Source organism: Morganella sp. HSTU-ASny43, assembly GCF_022819185.1.
Classification (GTDB): domain Bacteria; phylum Pseudomonadota; class Gammaproteobacteria; order Enterobacterales; family Enterobacteriaceae; genus Morganella; species Morganella morganii.
Genome location: NZ_WSPG01000015.1, coordinates 1 through 19,165 on the forward strand (window position 1 = coordinate 1; position 19,165 = coordinate 19,165).

Sequence of the window (19,165 nt, forward strand, 5' to 3'; positions counted from 1 at the left end):
ATGGTGGGTCGTACAGGATTCGAACCTGTGACCAATTGATTAAAAGTCAACTGCTCTACCAACTGAGCTAACGACCCGTACTCTCTTGCCAACGGCACGATATAATACTGATTTATCCGGCCGGTGCAACGATTTTTTCAAATTAACTTATTCAAACGCTTATAATTCACTCACTTAGCCCCGGTTGAGCAAAAAACTCTCCGGTCGGGGCTATACTCTGAGCAAAAAAATAAACCGGCGGTTATAAACCAGCCAGTTTTTTCTCAGCCAGTTTCGCACCGGAAGAGCCCGGATATTTTGCGACAACCTGCTGATAAATCGCTTTCGCTTTCGCTTTATCCCCTTTCTCCTGCATGATCAGCCCGACTTTATAGAAGGACTCCCCTGCTTTCTGGGATTTCGGCCAGTTCTTTACCACAGAAGCAAAATACGCCGCGGCGTCATCTTTTTTGCCTTTGTTGTAGTTCATCTGCCCTAACCAGTAATTGGCATTAGGAAGATAACCGGATTTCGGATAGCTTTGGATAAAACTCTGAAATGCGCTGATTGCACCATCATAATCTTTGGTGTTCATCGCCATGTTTACCGCGGCGTTATAGTCATCTTTCTCATTGCCCTTACTTGCAGCAGCAGGAGCTGAGGTTGCGGCAGTACCCGCAGAGTCCGTATTACCGGATGCCGCGGATGTATTATCTGTTGATGCACTGCCGCCACCGGTGAGGGAATCCACCTGTGAGAAAAGTTCGCGTTGGCGTTCTGTTAACTGATTCAGCTGGTACTGACTTTCCTGGATTTGCCCGCGCAGCATGTCGATATCGCGCTGGTTGTCCATGACTTGTTGCTGAAGTTGGGTTAATAGCTGACCATGAGCGTTAGAAATACGCTCGAGCTGCGTGAGGCGGTCATCAGTGGAGCCTGAGCCGATATTGATGATGGGTGCCTGAGCAATAGCGGCCCAGGGGGCCGCTACACCTATCAATAACGACAGACTCACCATCAGGCGTCTGAAGTTACTTTTCATGTATATCTCTTAGTATACGATTACAGCACGACGGTTTTTAGCATAGTCAGCTTCGGTGTGACCCAGAACTGCCGGCTTCTCTTTACCGTAAGAAACGATAGAGATTTGTTCGCCGTTAACGCCTTTACCCTGCAGGTACATTTTCGCTGCGTTAGCACGACGCTCGCCCAGTGCGATGTTGTACTCAGGAGTACCACGTTCGTCAGCATGACCTTCTACAGTTACTTTGTAAGAAGGGTTGTTGCGCAGGAATGCAGCGTGTGCATCCAGCATTTGCTGGAATTCAGGAGAGATATCGTATTTGTCGAAACCGAAGTATACGATATTGTTGTTCTGAAGTTCCTGCAGCTGCTGGCGTGCCAGTTCTTCCGCAGACATACCAGTGTTTGCGCCATTGTCGACAGTGCCCGCATCCGCCTGGTCGTTTTTGTTAGAACTACATGCAGCAACAGCCAGAACAGGTAAAGCTAACATCAGCCCTTTAAGCACTTTGTTAAGTTGCATCTCTTTGATCCTTTTATAATTTGCCATACATATTTTTAATGCATCACAGATACGGCGACCAGGCAGGGAATTTTACCTGTCCGTCAGTCGCCGGAAGACGCGCTTTGAAACGCCCGTCGGTCGAAACCAGCTGCAATATAGTTCCCATACCTTGTGAGGAGCTATAAATAACCATAGTGCCGTTAGGTGCGATACTTGGCGTTTCATCTAGGAACGTATCCGTTAAAATCTGGAAATTGTTCGCTACTAGATCTTGTTTGGCGATATGCTGTTTCCCGCCGCCTGAACTGACCATTACCAGGAAACTGCCGTCAGCACTGACGTCACCATTCTGGTTCTGAGTCCCATCCCACGTCAGGCGCTCAGGCGCACCGCCATTAATACCAACCTTATAGATCTGCGGACGACCAGCCTGGTCAGACGTGAACGCTAACGTCTGGCTGTCCGGGAACCATGAAGGTTCGGTGTTATTACTGCGACCATCTGTTACCTGACGCATCTGGCCTGAGCCGAGATCCATCACATACAGATTCAGACTACCGGTTTTTGATAACGCAAATGCCAGTTTGGTTCCGTCCGGTGAAAATGCCGGTGCACCGTTGTGACGCGGGAATGAAGCAACCTGACGCACCTGTCCGCTGGACAGATTCTGAATAACCAGGGCTGAACTTCCGCTCTCAAAGGTAACATACGCCAGTTTCTCGCCATCCGGTGACCATGCCGGTGACATCAGCGGCTCAGGTGAACGGTGAACGGTGAACTGGTTGTAGCCGTCATAATCAGACACGCGCAGCTCGTGACGATAGTCACCGCTGTTTTTAACCACCACATAAGCGATCCGAGTACGGAATGCACCACGAATACCGGTTAATTTCTCAAATACTTCATCACTGGCAGTGTGTGCCGCATAACGCAGCCACTGTTTGGTGACTTTAAACTGGTTCTGTGCAAGCACGCTGCCCGGGGAACCGGAGGTATCCACCAGTTGGTAGCTCACCAGATAGTTGCCGTCAGCACCCGGCTGAACCTGGCCGACAACAACAGCATCAATGCCTAACGCCGTCCAGGACTCAGGAACCACTTCAGACGCGGTACCCGGTAACTGCGGCATACGGTTAGGGTCGATCGGGTTAAATTTCCCGCTGTTACGCAGGTCAGCAGCAATGATAGCGCCGACTTCTTCCGGTACAGCGCCGCCGCCGGCGACCTGGAAAGGTACAATGCCGATAGGACGTGCTGAATCAACACCCTGAGTAATCTCGATACGAACTTCAGCCTGAGCAACTGCCGCCCACAGCATCAGAAAACCGAGCATGTATTTAACTGCCTGCTTCATTCTCTCTCCCTCGTTGCGCCAATGCCCGCATCAAACCCGTATTTTAACAAACGTTCATAACCAAAACCAGATACCACAGTAAAAACTAATACCCGGATATATCTGGTTCGTCACGCTGTATTACAGCTTATTCCGGCTTAAAGTCCAGTTTGGTATTCTTAAACTGCTGCCAGACCGATTTGCTCGGCGGCGCAGGAATACGAGCCTGTTTGGCCGCCGCGAGTGCGGCCTGACATAAACCGTCATCACCACCGACCGCATTCACACTGATAAGCGTACCTTTATCAGTGATATTAATTTCCAGCGTACAGGTTTTACCGCGGTACATATCCGCATTATAGAACTTCGCCTGAATCGCTAACCGGACCTGTGCGATATAACCGTTCATATCGCCATCCGAGTTTGTTCCGCTCTTCTTACCACCGCCCTGACCGGCTGCGGATGCACCGCCGCTTTCTGTACCCGGAGCGTTGGACGCCAGTCCGCCGAGGAGGTCATCGACTTCACTGGCCTGTTTTTTCGCTGCGGCTTTGGCGGCTTTCTCTTTAGCTGCTTTGTCTTTGGCGGCTTTTTCAGCTTTTGCGGCTTCTGCTTTGGCAGCTTCCGCTTTAGCGGCTTCGGCCTTGGCTGCTTTTTCCTGAGCCGCTTTTTCGGCTTTGGCTTTTTCTTCTTCAGCGGCTTTCTGTGCGGCAGCTTTTTCGTCAGCCTGTTTCTTCGCCAGTGCCTGCTCTTTAATCACTTTTTCTTTTTCAGCCTGAGCTTTGGCAGCGGCTTCTTCCGCCAGCTTTTGCTCTTCTTTGGCTTTCTTCACGGCTTCCTGAGCTTGTTTTTGCTGCTCTTCAGCCTGTTTTTTCTGGTCTTCAACTTGTTGTTCGGTCTTCAGGCGCTCTTCTTCAATTGCTTTTAAGCGCTCCTGCTCACGCAGTTCTTTCTGACGTAATTCTTCTTCCTGCTGCTTCGCCTTTTTCTCGCGCTGCGCCTGAGCCTGTTTTGCGTTGGCCTGCTGCTGTTGCTGCTGGTTAAAATTTTCAACCATGGCGTTCGGATCAACCATAATGGCGTCGATCACCTGACCGCCCTCACCGCCGCCGGTCAGCCCTGATTTGGTTACAAAGGATCCCCAGATCACAAGCGCAATCAGCAAAAGATGCAACACCACAGAGGTGATGACAGAACGATTTAATTTATCTTTACGCTCTTTCAGCTTTCCCACGCTTAATTCCCTAACCTTCTGAGTGAAAACATCTGCATAACAAACCTTACATCGGCTTCGTCATCAGGCCCACAGATTTCACTCCGGCCTGTTTCAGAATATTCAGGCCATTAATAATCTCTTCGTAAGGCACATCTTTGGCACCGCCGACCAGGAAAATAGTCTTCGGATCTTCAGCCAGATACTGTTTTGCCGCAGCAATGATCTGCTCTTCCGGTAACAGTTCCAGACGATCCTGCTTCACGACCAGGGTGTAGCGGCCGACACCGGAGACTTCCAGAATCACCGGCGGATTATCATTGGTGGAAACGGATTGTGAATCGGAGGCATCCGGCAGATCCACTTCCACACTCTGACTGATGATCGGCGCTGTTGCCATGAAGATCAGCAGCAACACGAGTAACACGTCCAGTAAAGGAACAATGTTAATTTCGGATTTCAGCTCCCGCCGGCGTCCGCGATGACGTGCCATGATAATCTCCTGCCTTATTTCTTATCAGCAGTAGCAAAGGCCTGACGGTGTAAAATCGCCAGAAATTCTTCGCTGAAGTTGTCGTAATTCTGTTCTAATTTATTCACGCGCTGATTAAGACGGTTGTATGCCATAACCGCAGGAATTGCCGCAAACAGACCGATTGCTGTTGCAATCAGTGCTTCCGCAATACCCGGTGCCACCATCTGTAATGTTGCCTGTTTTACCGCACCCAGTGCGATAAAGGCGTGCATGATCCCCCATACTGTACCGAACAGACCGATATACGGGCTGATAGAACCGACAGTACCAAGGAACGGGATGTGGTTTTCCAGATTTTCCATCTCACGGTTCATGGAGATGCGCATTGCACGCGCCGCACCGGTTTCCACCGCCTGCGGAGAGTGCACATTCGCCTGATGCAGGCGGGCAAATTCTTTAAAGCCGGAGTAGAAGATCTGCTCAGTACCGCTCAGTTCATCACGGCGGGCCTGGCTTTCTTTATACAGACGGGACAGTTCGATTCCTGACCAGAATTTGTCTTCAAACGCTTCTGCTTCACGGGTGGCCGCATTCAGGACTTTGGTGCGCTGAATAATAATGGCCCACGAGGCAACAGAAAAGCCCAGCAATACCAGCATGATAAATTGCACGAGGTAACTTGCTTTCAGGAATAAATCCCAGATATTCATGTCAGTCACTGCTTAAACTCCGCGACAATAGACTCAGGAAGCGCTACCGGCTTCATTAAAGAAATATTCACGCAGGCGACCAGTACCTCTGCGCGACATAAAAGAGTTCCGTTTTTATGCATAAGTGTCTGCGTAAATGTCAGAGACGCACGACGGATGTCGGTGATCTCACTGCGTACCTCTAACAGATCGTCTAACCTTGCCGGATGGTGGTAATCGATAGTTAATTTGCGGACCACAAAGCCGAGCTGCTCTTCCAGCAGACGCTGCTGATGAAAGCCCCGTTCCCGTAACATTTCGGTTCTGGCGCGCTCGAAAAATGCAAGATACTGCCCGTGGTATACCACACCACCAGCATCGGTATCTTCGTAATAAACCCGTATTGGCCAACTGAACATTGAATATCCCGCAACTTACCTTTATCAGACAACATGCTTTGCAAACTATACGTGAAGAGCAAACGTATTGAAAATGCTTAGTTCGTAAAGATAAGAAAAGCCCGTTTGTCCGCGCGCTAATCATACTCGCCTTTATCCAACACGCAAGCCCCCGGAAGGGTTGAGATGAAAAAATATTTTGTTACGTATTACAACACCTTAGGGGCGTTATTTTTTGCTCTGAAAGCTATCATTAAACACTTATTAAAAGACATTTTTCCCCATGAATACGCAAAAATCCGGAATTATCCGGATTTTTGTGCTACCGATTTATTTACCGCGTAATCTAACTTATTGTAATTACATAAATTAAATCACCTTATTTTTATCTTATAAAAACAGGATTTCCGTCCGCATTTACCGGCTGAAAACGCCACCGGCGCTATTTCAGGCAGACAGCGGTGTTTCGTGTAAATAATGCCACCGCCATTTCCCGTTCTCCTCCCGGCGGAGAATCACCAGCGAGCGCCGTGCTGTGGTGCTTCCGGCAAAGTGCTGTGTCTCCTGATAGCGCACGGATATGGTGTTTTCTGTCAGGCTGACGCACTGATACTCCGCCGTTTCAATCGGTGCTCCCTGTCTCTGACCCTGTATACGGGTAAACATCGCCGTCACCGCCGCGAGATCAATCACTGCCCCGCTGATACCGGTCATGGAAAACTCAGGAGTGAAATGGGTCAGCAATTCAGACAGTGCCGCCTGCCCTTCTGCGCCCGGGACAGTAAATGTTTTAAAAATCAGGTCATGGACATGATGGATTTCGTCACACGCCTGCTGAAATATGGTATTACTCACGAATAATCTCCTCTGCGGGTTTTAATGAAGTACGGAACTGCGGGCGGACCAGGAAAATCAGCGGGATAAGCCCGGCCAGTGCGCCTCCCAGAAATGTCAGGGCAAATGCCTGTCCCGGGGCAACCGCATTCAGGGTCTGATACAGCGTCATCATGACGGCAGTACCAATGCTGAACACCACCTGGCGGTTAATATTCCAGATCACGCTGGCTTTGTTCAGCTGTGTCCCGTGAAAATCATACAGTGCGGTGGTTTGTGCACAGTTTGCGGCGATGCCGCCGGTGCCGGTCAGCAGATAAATCAGGCCGATGAAATATAACGGTGTGTGGCTGTCTGTCAGGGCAAACAGTGCGATACCACCGCTGTGCAGCAGCAGACTGATAATAAACAGGCGCCCGGCACCGGTCCGGTTATACACCGCGCCGCTGATCAGCATAGCTACCATCGCCCCCGCCGCATACAACAACATAAACGCACCGGTGACGGCAGTACTCAGGCCGAGAACCGTGGTCAGATAAAAGATAGCGAGGATGTTCGCCCCGGTGAATACGCCCGGTACCGCGTAATACACCGCAACCGAGAGCCACAGCCGTGTATTTTTCAGCAGCGATAAATCAATAATCGCCTGCGGAGTCTGCCGGTAATGGCGGTAATAAAGCCCGGCACTGAACAGCATCAGCCCGCCCAGCGCCAGTGCGCCGGTGATATTGTGGTATTCCCCGTACAATGAGAGGGCAATCAGCAGGGATGCCAGCGTCAGGCTGACCAGAAGCAGCCCTTTGAGATCCGGTGCTTCTCCGGCAGTGGTTTTCGGTTCACGGATCCAGCACCAGGCCAGCAGTGCCGTAAAGAGTGCCACCGGCGCATTGACATAAAAGACAGGCCGCCATCCGGCGAAGTCAACAATGCTCCCCCCGGCCATCGGGGAAAGCGCGGGTGCTATCAGCGCGATCATCATAATAATGGTGGAGATTTTGCTCCGCTCACGCCCCTGAAAATACTGAAAAGTCAGTGACTGCCCGGCAGGGATCAGTAATCCGCCTGCCACACCCTGTAAAAAACGCCAGAAAATCAGTGAAGTAAAGGATTCCGCACTGCCTGCCAGTACTGCCGCTGCGGCAAACAGCAGCATTGAGGCCGTCATCAGTTCGCGGATCCCGAAACGGGCCGCCAGACGGGGGCTGAGCGGGATAATCAGTGTCAGTCCGAGAATATAGCTGTTTGCCACCCAGGTCACCGACAGGGATGACACCTGCATGGCCTCTGCAATAGCAGGCAGTGTGATGGCCGACATAAAGATATTGATACAATCAATAAAAAAGCCCAGTAAAAAAATCAGGGCGATACGGTAACGATAAGTCATGGTTTCCTCCGGCCGGCAGTGTAAAAGCAGTTGACCGCAGCCGTCTATGCATCAAAATAGACAATACTGTTTTAAAAAACGAAACAATCTTATGCTGACAGCCGTTGAGAAGATCAATACCTTTATTTATGTTGTGGATACCGGTTCCTTTACCCGGGCTGCTGCACGCCTGAATCTGAGCAAATCGGTGGTCAGCCTGCATATCAAAGCCCTGGAGTCTGAACTCAGCACCACACTGCTGCACCGGACCACACGGCAGTTTACGCTGACGGAAGCAGGACAGGCGCTGTATCAGCAATTCAAACCACTGTTACAACAATTCGACAGCGCGATGGATGCCGTCAGAACGGGGACAGCACAACCACAGGGACCGCTGAGTTTCAGTGCCGCCGCAGAATTCGGCGGACAATTTCTGCTGCCGCAGTTGCCTGCTTTCACAAAGCGCTATCCGCTGATCAGAGCAGATTATCGCGTCGATCACAGTCTGAGTGACTTGATTGCCCTGAAACTGGATGTGGTGTTCCGGCTGGGAACGCTGAGTGACAGCGGTCTGCGGTTCCGCAAACTCGCTGACTTTCCGGTCTGTTATGTGGCAACACCGGCGTTTATCCGGCAACACCGCGTGACAGAAAGCAGTGATCCCGCCGCTCTGCCCTTTATCGCCAACAGCAACCTGACCGCCCGTATCAACTGGCGTCAGCATCTGCCCGCGCCGGACAACCGGGTGTTTATCTCTAATTCGATTCAGGCGATCCGCACCATGACACTGGCACATCAGGGTTACAGTCTGCTGCCGGTCTGGTATATCAGAGAGCAACTGACAGAGGAAAAACTGGTTCCGGTATTCACCCGTCAGCCGGTACCGGATCAGAGCATCAATATGGTCTTTCCGCCCGCGGCACATCTGCCGCAGAAGGTCCGGGTGTTTATTGATTATTTTGCCCGCTTTTTTGCAGATAATGCCGCATTACTGCGCTATCCGTGAATCGGAGCGGAAACAGAAAAGAAAAAAAGCCGTTCAGATGAACGGCTTTTTAGTCATAAACGTTTATATCAGCTGAAAAAATGATAAAGGCCGTAACCCAGAATCACCACCGCCGGAAGCGGATGGAACAGAATCTTCCAGATTGCGCGCTTCGGCCGGAATGCCAGACCGAAAATTGCGCCGCTGCATACCGCCCAGATCATCAGCAGTCCCTGCCAGATCTGTAATGAACTGGTGTTTGCCGCAAAACGCGACGGATCCCAGATCACACTCAATGCCAGCCCCAACGCCATTATCAGGACAAGGGCCCGTAAAGGACCCTTATCCAGTAGTTGGTAAGACTTATCCAGCATCCGTCTTACTCGCCTGAAGCGGCTTTATCTTCGTGGTGCTCAATAGCCAGTGCTGCAATAACAGCAATACTACAGGCCAGGAGCGTTCCGAGGATCCATGCAAAATACCACATATTCGTCTGCTCCTTAGTACAATGTATGTTTGTTCTCTTCGATGAAGGACTTATCAATACGCCCTGCCATCTTCACGTAACACCAGATGGTGTACAGGAGAACAAGTGGTACAAAGATAATCGCAACAACCGTCATCACCTGGAGAGTAAACAGGCTGGAAGTTGCATCCCACATGGTCAGACTAACGTTCGGGTCGATGCTTGAAGGCATAATGAACGGGAACATTGCTGTACCACAGGTCAGGATCACACCGGCAATAGTCAGCGAGGTGAACAGGAATGCCCACGCGCCTTTATCCATTGCAGTGAACATCACGACCAGCAGAGGTGATGCCAGACCAATAGCAGGCAGGATCCACAGGATTGGATAGGCATTGAAGTTTGCCATCCATGCGCCTGCTTCCTGTACCACTTCTTTATTGACCGGGTTAGACGCACCGAAATGGTCGATGTCAGAGACAACACGGAAACCATCGATACCGCCCCACATCAGCCATGCACCGGCTGCCGCGAACAGAACAAATGTCAGCAGAGCAGTGATAGTGGTGGCTTTACGCACACGCACATGCAGATCACCGGTGGTACGCATCTGCAGGTAAGTTGCACCGTGCGCCACGATCATCATCAGGCTGATTAAACCGGCTAACAGACCGTACGGGTTCAGCAGACCGAAGAAGCTCCCTGCATAAGACACCTGCAGCTGGGAGTTAACTTCAACCGGTACACCCTGTAACAGGTTACCGAATGCCACACCGATCACTAATGACGGTACGAAACTGCCGATAAAGATACCCCAGTCCCACATACCGCGCCATTTTGGTGATTCCAGTTTTGAACGATAGTCAAAACCGACCGGACGGAAGAATAATGCCGCCAGGACCAGAATCATTGCGATATAGAAACCGGAGAATGCTGCAGCATAGACCATCGGCCATGCTGCGAACAGTGCACCACCCGCGGTGATAAGCCATACCTGGTTACCGTCCCAGTGCGGTGCAATCGCGTTAATCATGATACGGCGTTCAGTATCATTTCTGCCGATAACTCGCAGCAGAACACCCACGCCCATATCAAAGCCATCAGTTACAGTGAAGCCAATCAGCAGTACGCCAATCAGGATCCACCATACAAACCGTAATATTTCATAATCAAACATAAGTGGGCTCCTGTTTACTTAGCGTCTTGTGCCGGGGACGTTTCGAAATGATAACGGCCGGTTTTTAAGCTGCTTGGACCAAGACGTGCAAATTTGAACATCAGGAACATTTCAGCAATCAGGAATAAGGTATACAGGCCGCAAATCAGCGCCATAGAGAACAGAATGTCTCCGGCTGCCAGATGTGACGTTGCATATGCTGTCGGTAACACTTCACCGACTGCCCATGGCTGACGGCCATATTCAGCAACGAACCAGCCTGCTTCAACACCAATCCACGGTAACGGCAGGCTGAGGAATGCAGCACGCAGCAGCCATTTGGACTTGCCGATACGATTGCGCAGTACACTCAGGAATGACAGACCCAGAACGATCAGCATCAGACCACCGGCAGCCACCATCAGGCGGAATGCCCAGAACAGCGGTGCGACACGCGGAATGGAGTCTTTGGTTGCTGCCTGAATCTGCTCTTCAGTTGCCTGACCGACGTTATCGGTATAGCGTTTCAGCAGTAAGCCGTAACCAAGGTCTTTTTTGCTCTGATTAAAGGCATCACGGACTGCCGGGTCGGTATTACCGCCACGCAGCTGCTGTAACAGATCATACGCCACCATACCGTTACGGATACGGGCTTCGTGCTGCACCATCAGGTCACGCAGGCCGAGAACCGGAGTATCAATTGAACGGGTGGTGATAAGGCCCATCAGGTACGGAATCTCAATCGCAAAACTGTTTTCCATTTTTTCCTGATTAGGGAACGCAATCACGTTAAATGATGCAGGCGCAGGCTGAGTATGCCATTCACCTTCAATCGCGGCGAGTTTGGTTTTCTGCACGTCACCCATTTCATAACCGGATTCATCACCCAGCACGATAACGGATAACACAGCGGCGATACCAAAGCTTGCTGCAATCGCAAAAGAGCGTTTTGCAAATGCAAGATCACGGCCCTTCATCAGATACCACGCACTGATAGACAGTACGAAGATCGCACCGGTACAGTAGCCGGCAGCCACTGTGTGCACAAATTTAACCTGTGCAACCGGGTTGAGAACCAGTTCGGAGAAGCTCAGCATCTCCATACGCATGGTTTCAAAGTTGAAGTCAGCAGCAATCGGGTTCTGCATCCAGCCGTTTGCCACCAGGATCCACAGCGCAGAGAAGTTGGAACCGAGCGCAACGAACCAGGTCACCATCAGGTGCTGTTTCTTGCTGAGACGATCCCAGCCGAAGAAGAACAGACCCACGAAGGTGGATTCGAGGAAGAATGCCATCAGACCTTCGATTGCCAGAGGCGCACCGAAGATATCACCGACATAGTGAGAGTAGTATGACCAGTTTGTCCCGAACTGGAACTCCATGGTCAGACCGGTAGCAACACCCAGAGCGAAGTTAATACCAAATAACTTGCCCCAGAACTTCGTCATATCTTTATAGATTTGTTTACCGGACAGGACGTATACCGTTTCCATGATCGCTAACATGAAGGACATCCCTAATGTTAGCGGTACAAATAAGAAGTGGTACATCGCTGTTAAGGCAAACTGTAATCGCGACAGTTCGACAATATCAAACATCTTGACTCCTTGCTCCTAGCAGGAAGACACCGACATGCGGCAACCCAAGCTTTCCTGAAGAAAGAAAGCAACATAACTACCAGCAATAAATGCCTCTAAATGCAATAACAAATTAGTAACAAAAAAACACCTAAATAGACACCCTAATAATAGTACGCTTATATTTGCACACAATAAACCGCTTTTGCGTGATTCAGATTGGAATTCTGAGGATATATCAAATAATGCACAGCGTAGTCATTTTCGGCTATTTTGATCTGCCACAATTTAAACAAACCACCGAAATAATGCCAGTGCAATAGATTGATTTATGTCAATTTTCCCTCTCCGTGTTAATTAAAATCGCATATATGGTAATTGAGTTACTTTATTGTTACGGTAATGTACACACAAATACAACCTGACAGAAAAATACCAATAATATATGCGCTTTTTATTAACCTTTTATTTTCATCAGTAATTCTGGTTAATTTCATGAGCCGGATAATTCAATTATAAATAAATTATCACTAAAACTGTTATTGTCTGTTTGTATTAACGCACGACAATAATCATTTTCGGCACAAAAATTAAGTATAAATCAAGATGATAAAAAACGCTCTTTTATACCTGAGACTTTTTGCTGTGTAAACGATACAGCAGGCGTTTCAGAACAATTAAGAAAATTGCTTAAAACAACAGCAATAACAGGAAGCAGTGAGTAAAAGCGCGTAATCAGGCAGAAATGGCGGAATTGTGTTCAGATCAAAAAACAGCCGGAAGCGGCATGGAACCGGCTCCGGCTGTATAATAATGGCAGGAATTATTTATTCAGAATCGCTTTTACCGCATCACCGATATCAGCCAGGCTGCGGACCGTCTTCACACCGGCGGCTTCAAGGGCGGCAAATTTCTCATCTGCTGTCCCCTTCCCGCCTGCGATAATCGCCCCCGCATGACCCATACGTTTGCCTTTCGGCGCGGTCACACCCGCGATATACGCCACAACAGGTTTGGTGACGTGGTCTTTGATAAAGGCAGCCGCTTCTTCTTCCGCACTGCCGCCGATTTCACCGATCATAACAATCGCTTCTGTCTGCGGGTCGTTCTGGAACATCCGCAGGATATCAATAAAGTTAGAACCCGGAATCGGGTCACCGCCGATCCCCACACAGGTGGATTGTCCCAGACCGGCATCAGTCGTCTGTTTCACCGCTTCATAAGTCAGCGTACCTGAACGGGAAACGATCCCCACTTTGCCCGGCAGATGGATATGTCCCGGCATAATCCCGATTTTGCACTCACCCGGAGTGATAACACCCGGACAGTTCGGGCCGATCATCCGCACACCAGCTTCATCCAGCTTCACCTTGACGGTCAGCATATCCAGAGTCGGGATACCTTCCGTGATGGTGATAATCAGCTTAATACCTGCATCAATCGCTTCCAGAATCGAGTCTTTGCAGAACGGTGCCGGAACATAAATAACAGAAGCGGTCGCACCGGTGGCTTCCACCGCGTCACGCACGGTGTTAAAGACCGGTAAACCTAAATGTGTTGTACCGCCTTTGCCCGGCGTCACACCGCCGACCATTTTAGTGCCGTACGCAATTGCCTGTTCAGAGTGGAAAGTCCCCTGGCTACCTGTGAATCCCTGACAGATAACTTTGGTGTTCTTATCGATTAAAATAGACATTATTTCGCTCCCACTGCTGCAACAACACGTTTCGCAGCATCCGTCAGGCTGGTTGCCGCAATAATATTCAGACCACTTTTCGCCAGTTTTTCCGCACCCAGTTCCGCGTTGTTCCCTTCCAGGCGCACAACCACCGGCACACTGACACCGACTTCCTCAACCGCGCCGATGATCCCGTCCGCAATCAGGTCACAACGGACAATTCCGCCGAAGATATTGACGAAGACTGCTTTGACGTTTTCGTCAGACAGAATGATTTTAAAGGCTTCTGTCACACGCTCTTTGGTTGCGCCGCCGCCGACATCCAGGAAGTTTGCCGGCTCACCGCCGTGCAGTTTGACGATATCCATGGTGCCCATTGCCAGACCGGCACCGTTCACCATACAGCCGATATTGCCGTCCAGTGCCACATAGTTCAGTTCCCACTGTGCAGCCTGTGCTTCGCGGGCATCTTCCTGTGACGGATCATGCATTTCACGCAGTTCCGGCTGGCGGTACAGTGCGTTACCGTCAATGCCTAATTTGCCGTCGAGGCAGATAAGCTCGTCCTGAGTGGTGATCACCAGCGGGTTGATTTCCGCCATGGCCAGATCACGCTCCAGGAACATGGTTGCCAGTCCCATAAAGATTTTGGTGAACTGGCTGACTAATTTACCGGTTAAGCCCAGTTTAAACGCCAGCTCGCGCCCCTGATACGGCATCGGGCCGGTCAGCGGGTCAATCACGGCTTTGTGGATCAGTTCCGGTGTTTCATGTGCCACTTTCTCAATTTCGACACCACCTTCAGTGGAGGCCATAAAGACCACACGGCGTGAACCGCGATCCACCACGGCACCCAGATAAAGCTCTTTGGCGATATCTGTTGCGCCTTCCACCAGCACCTGATGCACAGGCTGACCCAGTGCATCTGTCTGATAGGTTACCAGACGCTTGCCTAACCACTGTTCGGCAAACGCGCGAATTTCGTCTTTGCTCTTAACCAGTTTCACACCGCCCGCTTTCCCGCGGCCCCCGGCATGAACCTGGCATTTTACGACCCACGGGCCGCTGCCGATTTTGGATGCAGCTTCTTCCGCTTCACGGGGTGTGGAGCAGGCATAGCCTGCCGGTGCAGGTAAACCATACCGGGTGAAGAGTTGTTTTGCCTGATACTCGTGTAAATTCATGATGTTCTATCCATAATTTGTCTGATGAGAGCGGACTCTCTTATTGTTGTTGCCTGGATAGCGCCGGTTTCCCGGCGCAGGGACACAGATTCACTGTCGCGAGTTCAGCCGGGCGGTTTTAGCGCGATGCCGCCCGGATGAGGGTTGACTACACGTCGAGCAGTAAACGTGCCGGATCTTCTAACATCTCTTTAATGGTCACGAGGAATCCGACAGATTCACGTCCATCAATCAGACGGTGGTCATAAGAGAGCGCCAGGTACATCATCGGCAGGATCACCACCTGACCATTTACCGCCATCGGACGATCTTTGATAGCATGCATCCCCAGAATCGCACTCTGCGGCGGGTTAATGATCGGTGTGGACATCAGTGAGCCGAATACCCCACCGTTGGTAATGGTAAAGTTACCGCCGGTCAGGTCTTCCACTGTCAGTTTGCCTTCCTGACCTTTGACAGCCAGCTCTTTAATGCGTTTTTCGATTTCAGCCATGCTCAGCGCATCCGCATCACGCAGGACCGGGGTCACCAGACCGCGCGGCGTGGAGACCGCAATACTGATATCAAAATAGTTGTGATACACCACATCAGTACCGTCGATAGAGGCGTTCACTTCCGGATAACGTTTCAGTGCCTCAACCACCGCTTTCACATAGAAAGACATGAAACCGAGGCGCACACCGTGGCGTTTTTCAAAGGATTCGCCGTACTGTTTGCGCATATCCATCACCGGCTTCATGCTTACCTCGTTAAAGGTGGTCAGCATTGCGGTGTTGTTTTTCGCTTCCAGCAGACGCTCTGCCACACGCTTGCGCAGACGGGTCATCGGCACGCGTTTTTCACTGCGGTGCGGTAAACCGGCCTGAGAAACCGGCTCAGCGGCGGCTTTTGCAGGTGCTTTCGGCTGCTGCGACAGATATTTCTCAACATCTTCACGGGTCAGACGACCACCGACACCACTGCCGGTAATATCTGCCGCTTTCAGGCCATGCTCTGCGAGCAGGCGGCGCACAGCAGGGCTTACCGCGTCATTGGTTTCTTCATCCAGACCAGCGTTCTGACGCTGTGCCGGTGTGGACTGTACTTTTTCTTTTATTTCCGCAGGCAGACCGGTGCTGTCGCCCAGACGGATGCGTCCGAGCAGTTGTCTGGAGAGGACGGTTGCCCCTTCTTCTTCCAGCACCGCTTCCAGAACGCCGGAATCGCTGGCTGGAACTTCCAGCACGACTTTGTCTGTTTCAATTTCCACCAGCACTTCATCACGTTCGACGCTGTCACCCGGTTTTTTGTGCCAGGTTGCCACGGTGGCATCGGCAACAGACTCGGGGAGATCAGGAACCAGAATTTCTATGCTACTCATTGCTTTTCCTTAATTTATTCAACGTTCAGTGCATCATTAACCAGCTCTTGTTGTTGCTGCTGGTGAACAGACGTATAACCCACGGCCGGAGAGGCGGATGCCGGACGGCCCGCATAACGCAGTGCCGCACCTGCCGGAACCGCATCACGGAAATTATGCTGGCAGCAGTACCACGCGCCCTGGTTGAGCGGCTCTTCCTGGCACCAGACAAAATCTTTCACATGGCTGAATGGTGCAAGAATCGCATGTATATCTTCATGCGGGAACGGATAGAGCTGTTCAATACGGATAATCGCCACATCCGTCTGATTATTCTTGCGGCGCTGCTCCAGTAAATCGTAGTAAACCTTACCGGAACACAGCACAACGCGCTTCACATCTGCCGGATTCAGATCATCTGCTTCACCGATAACCGCTTCAAAGTGACCTTCGGCCAGTTCTTCCAGAGAAGAGACCGCCAGCGGGTGACGCAGCAGTGATTTCGGTGACATGACAATCAGCGGACGGCGCATACCGCGCAGTGCCTGACGGCGCAGCATATGGTAAACCTGTGCCGGGGTTGACGGGACACAGACCTGCATGTTCTGTTCCGCGCAAAGCTGAAGGTAGCGTTCCAGACGGGCGCTGGAGTGCTCCGGCCCCTGGCCTTCGTAGCCGTGCGGCAGTAACATCACCAGTCCGCACATCCGGCCCCACTTCTGTTCGCCGGAGCTGATGAACTGGTCAATCACCACCTGTGCCACGTTGGCGAAGTCACCAAACTGGGCTTCCCAGATAGTCAGGCCGCGCGGGTCAGTGGTTGCATAGCCGTATTCAAAGGCCAGTACCGCTTCCTCAGACAGGACGGAGTCCCATACATTGAAGCGTCCCTGGGCGTTATGGACATTCATCAGCGGCACATAGCAGGAGCCGTTGCTCTGGTTATGAATAACCGCGTGACGATGGAAGAACGTACCGCGTCCCGCATCCTCACCGGACAGACGCACCGGAACACCTTCATCCACCAGTGTTGCGTAAGCCAGATTCTCCGCCGCACCCCAGTCGAGCAGTTTATTACCTTCCGCCATTTCCGCACGGTCGGTATAGATTTTTTCGACACGCGGGTGCATATGCACTTCTTCCGGCACGGTACTGATACGGCGCGCCAGATCACCGAGGCGTTTCAGTTCCACTTTATTGGCGTAGCTGTCGTTCCAGTTGTGATTCAGGTACGGTTCCCAGGTAAGCGCTGCTTTACCGATTTCACGCCACTCTTCCACCACACAGTCACCGCGATCCATCGCATCACGGTACATATTGACCATTTCAGTCACATCACCGGCAGCGACCACACCTTCGGCAATCAGTTTATCGCCGTAGATTTTACGCGGTGTCGGGTGCTGTTTGATTTTCTGGTACATCATCGGCTGGGTTGCACTCGGCTCATCCGCCTCGTTATGGCCGTGACGGCGGTAGCAGACCAGGTCGATCATCACATCGCGGTTAAAGGTATTACGGAAATCCAGTGCCAGGCGGGTCACGAATGCCACAGCTTCCGGATCATCAGCATTCACGTGGAAAATCGGTGCCTGTACCATCTTCATGATGTCAGTACAGTATTCCGTTGACCGGGTATCTTTCGGGTTGGAGGTGGTGAAACCAATCTGGTTATTGATAACAATGCGGACAGTCCCGCCCACTTCATAGCCCCGTGCCTGTGACATGTTCAGCGTTTCCTGAACAATCCCCTGCCCGGTTACCGCTGAGTCACCGTGAATGGTGATCGGCAGAACCATTTTGCTCAGACTTTCCGGCAGACGGTCGCGGCGGGCGCGGACAGAGCCGATGACCACCGGGCTGACAATCTCAAGGTGAGACGGGTTAAAGGCGAGTGCCAGATGCACCTGAGCCCCTTCTGTCACGAAGTCAGACGAGAAACCCTGATGGTATTTCACATCACCGGTACCCAGATGATCTTTGTGTTTACCGGCAAACTCATCAAACAGATCCGCCGGTTTTTTACCGAACAGGTTAACCAGAACGTTCAGACGACCGCGGTGTGCCATACCCAGCACCACTTCGCGGGTGTCCTGCTTACCGGCATGACGGATCAGGTCTTTCAGCATCGGAATGAGGGAATCGCCCCCTTCCAGTGAGAAACGTTTTGCGCCCGGGAATTTCGCCCCGAGATAGCGCTCCAGCCCTTCGGCTGCGGTCAGATCCGCCAGGAAACGCCGTTTTTCATCAGCACTGAACAGCTTACTGACGTCAACGGATTCCAGACGTTGCTGGAGCCAGCGTTTCTCTTCGGTATTGGTGATATGCATATACTCAGCGCCGATGGAGCCGCAGTAAATGCGTTTTAATGCATCAAACAACTCGCTCAGCCGCATGGTTTCGCTGCCGATGGCAAAAGAACCGACGTTAAAGGTTTCATCAAAATCGGCTTTGGTCAGATTGTGGAACGCCGGGTCCAGATCCGGAACCGGTTCCTGTTTCCACAGGCCGAGCGGGTCAAGGTTGGCATTCTGATGACCGCGGAAGCGGAATGCGTTGATAAGCTGCAGGACTTTGACCTGCTTGGAATCCATCGCCGGATCGCTGACGGAGGTGTGGTAGCGGGTCGAATCTTTGGCCAGACGACGGAAGTAGTCGCGCGTCTGTGAATGAGGTTGTTCTGTGATGTCCGCTTTCGGCAGTGAGTCGAAAATCTCCCGCCAACTTCCATCGACGGAGGACGGATCGTTCAGATAGTCTTCATAGATATCTTCTATGTAGGCCTGGTTTTCTCCAGCCAGAAAGCTGGAATCCAGCCAGTCCTTCAGTGCGCCGTTCTGCATTATGATCCCTTAAGCTTAGAGCTTCATCCCCGTTGTCTTCCCGGCTGCGGTCTACCGGCTGCGTGTCCGTCCGGAAAACAGAGTGGCTCTGTTCTGCGGATTCCCCGTCTGCCGCTGCCCTGCAACCT

The 19,165-nt window shown here is 51.4% G+C and carries 18 protein-coding genes and 1 tRNA gene; 1 reads left to right on the top strand and 18 read right to left on the bottom strand.

The window, feature by feature from the left end:
* Position 1: 1 nt before the first annotated feature.
* From GN208_RS09620 to GN208_RS09665, 10 genes are all read right to left on the bottom strand, one after another.
* Positions 2 to 77, bottom strand: a tRNA-Lys gene (locus GN208_RS09620).
* Positions 78 to 241: 164 nt separating this feature from the next.
* The gene (cpoB, locus tag GN208_RS09625; RefSeq protein WP_015422550.1) at positions 242 to 1,021 is read right to left on the bottom strand and encodes a cell division protein CpoB; all 780 of its coding nucleotides are present in this window, start codon (positions 1,019 to 1,021) and stop codon (positions 242 to 244) included.
* A 9-nt stretch (positions 1,022 to 1,030) separates the two neighbouring features.
* A complete protein-coding gene (pal, locus tag GN208_RS09630) occupies positions 1,031 to 1,525 on the bottom strand; it encodes a peptidoglycan-associated lipoprotein Pal (protein ID WP_015422549.1) in 495 nt (164 codons plus the stop codon).
* Between the two features lie 43 nt (positions 1,526 to 1,568).
* Positions 1,569 to 2,861: a Tol-Pal system beta propeller repeat protein TolB gene (gene tolB / locus GN208_RS09635; RefSeq protein WP_004235661.1), complete on the bottom strand. Its 1,293-nt coding sequence runs from the start codon at positions 2,859 to 2,861 to the stop codon at positions 1,569 to 1,571.
* 127 nt (positions 2,862 to 2,988) lie between these two features.
* Positions 2,989 to 4,074, bottom strand: a complete 1,086-nt coding sequence (tolA, locus tag GN208_RS09640) for a cell envelope integrity protein TolA (protein ID WP_004241621.1) — start codon at positions 4,072 to 4,074, stop codon at positions 2,989 to 2,991.
* Positions 4,075 to 4,120: 46 nt separating this feature from the next.
* Positions 4,121 to 4,546 (bottom strand): colicin uptake protein TolR, encoded by a 426-nt coding sequence (gene tolR, locus GN208_RS09645; protein ID WP_004235659.1) that lies wholly within the window; start codon positions 4,544 to 4,546, stop codon positions 4,121 to 4,123.
* A gap of 14 nt (positions 4,547 to 4,560) precedes the next feature.
* On the bottom strand, positions 4,561 to 5,247 hold the full coding sequence (gene tolQ / locus GN208_RS09650) for a Tol-Pal system protein TolQ (protein WP_004241620.1): 687 nt from the start codon (positions 5,245 to 5,247) through the stop codon (positions 4,561 to 4,563).
* Entirely contained in the window at positions 5,244 to 5,636 is a 393-nt protein-coding gene (gene ybgC, locus GN208_RS09655; RefSeq protein ID WP_004241619.1) for a tol-pal system-associated acyl-CoA thioesterase, read from the bottom strand. The genes tolQ and ybgC overlap by 4 nt, the downstream gene beginning before the upstream one ends.
* Before the next feature lie 426 nt (positions 5,637 to 6,062).
* On the bottom strand, positions 6,063 to 6,470 hold the full coding sequence (locus GN208_RS09660; protein ID WP_015422548.1) for a hypothetical protein: 408 nt from the start codon (positions 6,468 to 6,470) through the stop codon (positions 6,063 to 6,065).
* Entirely contained in the window at positions 6,463 to 7,833 is a 1,371-nt protein-coding gene (locus GN208_RS09665) for an MFS transporter (protein ID WP_061057292.1), read from the bottom strand. The genes GN208_RS09660 and GN208_RS09665 overlap by 8 nt, the downstream gene beginning before the upstream one ends.
* Positions 7,834 to 7,924: 91 nt before the next feature.
* Between GN208_RS09665 and GN208_RS09670 the strand changes: the two genes are divergently transcribed.
* Positions 7,925 to 8,818, top strand: a complete 894-nt coding sequence (locus GN208_RS09670) for a LysR family transcriptional regulator (protein ID WP_004235654.1) — start codon at positions 7,925 to 7,927, stop codon at positions 8,816 to 8,818.
* A 68-nt stretch (positions 8,819 to 8,886) separates the two neighbouring features.
* Here GN208_RS09670 and ybgE read toward each other — a convergent pair whose 3' ends face one another.
* The 8 genes from ybgE to sucA all read right to left on the bottom strand — a co-directional run bounded on the left by ybgE (position 8,887) and on the right by sucA (position 19,037).
* Positions 8,887 to 9,171 carry a cyd operon protein YbgE gene (ybgE, locus tag GN208_RS09675; RefSeq protein ID WP_015422547.1) on the bottom strand — a complete coding sequence of 95 codons (285 nt, stop codon included), beginning with the start codon at positions 9,169 to 9,171 and terminating at the stop codon, positions 8,887 to 8,889.
* A 5-nt stretch (positions 9,172 to 9,176) separates the two neighbouring features.
* On the bottom strand, positions 9,177 to 9,284 hold the full coding sequence (gene cydX / locus GN208_RS09680) for a cytochrome bd-I oxidase subunit CydX (protein ID WP_004235652.1): 108 nt from the start codon (positions 9,282 to 9,284) through the stop codon (positions 9,177 to 9,179).
* Between the two features lie 13 nt (positions 9,285 to 9,297).
* Positions 9,298 to 10,440, bottom strand: a complete 1,143-nt coding sequence (gene cydB / locus GN208_RS09685) for a cytochrome d ubiquinol oxidase subunit II (RefSeq protein ID WP_004235651.1) — start codon at positions 10,438 to 10,440, stop codon at positions 9,298 to 9,300.
* A 14-nt stretch (positions 10,441 to 10,454) separates the two neighbouring features.
* On the bottom strand, positions 10,455 to 12,017 hold the full coding sequence (gene cydA, locus GN208_RS09690; protein WP_004235650.1) for a cytochrome ubiquinol oxidase subunit I: 1,563 nt from the start codon (positions 12,015 to 12,017) through the stop codon (positions 10,455 to 10,457).
* An 802-nt stretch (positions 12,018 to 12,819) separates the two neighbouring features.
* A complete protein-coding gene (gene sucD, locus GN208_RS09695; protein WP_004235649.1) occupies positions 12,820 to 13,692 on the bottom strand; it encodes a succinate--CoA ligase subunit alpha in 873 nt (290 codons plus the stop codon).
* Positions 13,692 to 14,858, bottom strand: a complete 1,167-nt coding sequence (gene sucC, locus GN208_RS09700) for an ADP-forming succinate--CoA ligase subunit beta (protein WP_004235648.1) — start codon at positions 14,856 to 14,858, stop codon at positions 13,692 to 13,694. The genes sucD and sucC overlap by 1 nt, the downstream gene beginning before the upstream one ends.
* A 148-nt stretch (positions 14,859 to 15,006) precedes the next feature.
* Positions 15,007 to 16,218, bottom strand: coding sequence for a 2-oxoglutarate dehydrogenase complex dihydrolipoyllysine-residue succinyltransferase (odhB, locus tag GN208_RS09705; protein ID WP_004235646.1), 1,212 nt, complete (start codon positions 16,216 to 16,218; stop codon positions 15,007 to 15,009).
* 14 nt (positions 16,219 to 16,232) lie between these two features.
* Entirely contained in the window at positions 16,233 to 19,037 is a 2,805-nt protein-coding gene (gene sucA, locus GN208_RS09710; protein WP_004235645.1) for a 2-oxoglutarate dehydrogenase E1 component, read from the bottom strand.
* Positions 19,038 to 19,165: the final 128 nt, after the last annotated feature.

Coding starts and splice junctions, on each gene's coding strand:
- cpoB (WP_015422550.1), bottom strand. CDS start 1,021: ATGAAAAGTAACTTCAGACGCCTGATGGTGAGTCTGTCGTTATTGATA.
- pal (WP_015422549.1), bottom strand. CDS start 1,525: ATGCAACTTAACAAAGTGCTTAAAGGGCTGATGTTAGCTTTACCTGTT.
- tolB (WP_004235661.1), bottom strand. CDS start 2,861: ATGAAGCAGGCAGTTAAATACATGCTCGGTTTTCTGATGCTGTGGGCG.
- tolR (WP_004235659.1), bottom strand. CDS start 4,546: ATGGCACGTCATCGCGGACGCCGGCGGGAGCTGAAATCCGAAATTAAC.
- ybgC (WP_004241619.1), bottom strand. CDS start 5,636: ATGTTCAGTTGGCCAATACGGGTTTATTACGAAGATACCGATGCTGGT.
- GN208_RS09665 (WP_061057292.1), bottom strand. CDS start 7,833: ATGACTTATCGTTACCGTATCGCCCTGATTTTTTTACTGGGCTTTTTT.
- GN208_RS09670 (WP_004235654.1), top strand. CDS start 7,925: ATGCTGACAGCCGTTGAGAAGATCAATACCTTTATTTATGTTGTGGAT.
- ybgE (WP_015422547.1), bottom strand. CDS start 9,171: ATGCTGGATAAGTCTTACCAACTACTGGATAAGGGTCCTTTACGGGCC.
- cydX (WP_004235652.1), bottom strand. CDS start 9,284: ATGTGGTATTTTGCATGGATCCTCGGAACGCTCCTGGCCTGTAGTATT.
- cydB (WP_004235651.1), bottom strand. CDS start 10,440: ATGTTTGATTATGAAATATTACGGTTTGTATGGTGGATCCTGATTGGC.
- cydA (WP_004235650.1), bottom strand. CDS start 12,017: ATGTTTGATATTGTCGAACTGTCGCGATTACAGTTTGCCTTAACAGCG.
- sucD (WP_004235649.1), bottom strand. CDS start 13,692: ATGTCTATTTTAATCGATAAGAACACCAAAGTTATCTGTCAGGGATTC.
- sucC (WP_004235648.1), bottom strand. CDS start 14,858: ATGAATTTACACGAGTATCAGGCAAAACAACTCTTCACCCGGTATGGT.
- odhB (WP_004235646.1), bottom strand. CDS start 16,218: ATGAGTAGCATAGAAATTCTGGTTCCTGATCTCCCCGAGTCTGTTGCC.
- sucA (WP_004235645.1), bottom strand. CDS start 19,037: ATGCAGAACGGCGCACTGAAGGACTGGCTGGATTCCAGCTTTCTGGCT.